Genomic DNA, 1,490 nt, shown 5'->3' with positions numbered 1-1,490 from the left:
GATTCCACCTAGAAAAAATGCGAAACCATGGAAAGATACAAAGATCAGCTCGCTAGCGCGAAATGAATTACTTCGAACGGTTAATCTTGCGAAGCAGTGCTTCTCAGGCAGGACATTATGGAAAAAAATGGTCCGGCTATCATTGCCGAAGTTTGGTGGAAACCAAGATGCATTGCATCAAATTATTAGGCGATAAATTAATGGCAAGAAGCTTTCCTAGTCAGGTGAATGAGATTCATGCACGTGTAGCAGTCCTCAACAGATTTACGGAATTAGGTCGACCACTTACTCAAGTTACGCCTTAAATTTGGCTCAATTAAGGGCGCTTTGCATTTCAAATCTTTGTGCAACAAAGCCGTAAATAGACCAAACTACTTATCACTCTCCATAAGAAGTTTTGTATCATCTGGTATTTCATTATTTTTTATTTTCTGTAAATAACTTTTAGCAATTTCTTCATTATTACTTGCAGCAAGTGTTAGCCACTTTTCTGCTTTTACCAAATCTTGAGTTACTCCATTAGTTCCAAAAAAATAGGCTGTACCTAAATTAAGTTGAGCAAGTGAAGACCCCTTAGATGCAGCTAACTCTGACCAATAAATAAATTTCTCTCCACTTTTTGGTACGCCCTCACCAAATGCATATAATCCAGCCAATTCATTTTGGGCAATTACATCCCCACTTTCAGCAGACGTTTCTAAAAGTTTTAAATAATTTTCCTTATCGCCAGCTTCAGAATATTTCTGTATTTTTTGATATGAATCTTGCTCCGTTGATGTAATCTTTTCTGAATCAGGAAGTGTATTCGTTGATGTACCATTACTACAACCACTTACCATCAATAGGCTGAAAAAGATAGAATAAGAATATTTCATTTACTAACTCCAAAAATTAAAAACTTGACGGAAACCATTGAGAACTCGGAGGTACATTTAAATACACAGGATTTTCTTCTTGATATCTTTTCCCCAGTTCTTGTAATCGCTTCATTTCAGTACATTTGCCACTTGAGTTGCATTAGGCATAACTAATGCAGCGGTCTTTTGCTTCATCCAATAATGTAGATGCGCCGACAGGACTTGTATTAGTATAGACTACCCACCCATCGAAAATGCTTATGGTGAGGCAGGTAAACTATAATTAGCTAATGCTGGTACTGCTACTCAGCATGCTGAGTTATATTTTCTTGCACACTGCTTTTTTGGTCATTATCACTACACCCAGTTAACCCCAATAAAATTGCTAGTAAAAGTATTTCTTTCATTTATTTCTCCTTATTTTCAGTTATTTTACTTTTTAATAAATGACTATAATTGGTAAGAAATAAAAAAACCTGCTAATACTTTTCTCTTTAGTTACAAAAGGCTTTGTTGCACAAACCTATCTGTAAAGGCTTTTTCAGCGATATAATTTTCAAATGAAGAAGCCTATACACAAAATCTATCGCACAACCAATTGGCCCGCATATAACCGAGCACTCATGAGTCGCG

At 36.1% G+C, this 1,490-nt stretch carries 1 protein-coding gene and 1 pseudogene; one reads left to right on the top strand and one right to left on the bottom strand.

The features are described from left to right. Positions 1 to 305 (top strand): annotated as a pseudogene (locus FTU34_RS17665) (IS5/IS1182 family transposase); the annotation flags it as partial. A gap of 66 nt (positions 306 to 371) precedes the next feature. On the opposite strand, the gene FTU34_RS17660 reads toward FTU34_RS17665, so the two are convergent. Next, a complete protein-coding gene (locus FTU34_RS17660; RefSeq protein ID WP_180036306.1) occupies positions 372 to 875 on the bottom strand; it encodes a tetratricopeptide repeat protein in 504 nt (167 codons plus the stop codon). Positions 876 to 1,490: the final 615 nt, after the last annotated feature.

It is taken from the genome of Acinetobacter sp. YH12094 (genome assembly GCF_013419295.1).
GTDB lineage: Bacteria > Pseudomonadota > Gammaproteobacteria > Pseudomonadales > Moraxellaceae > Acinetobacter > Acinetobacter amyesii.
The sequence above is the reverse complement of the archived record's forward strand: the minus strand, read 5'-3'. Positions and strand labels throughout refer to the sequence as shown.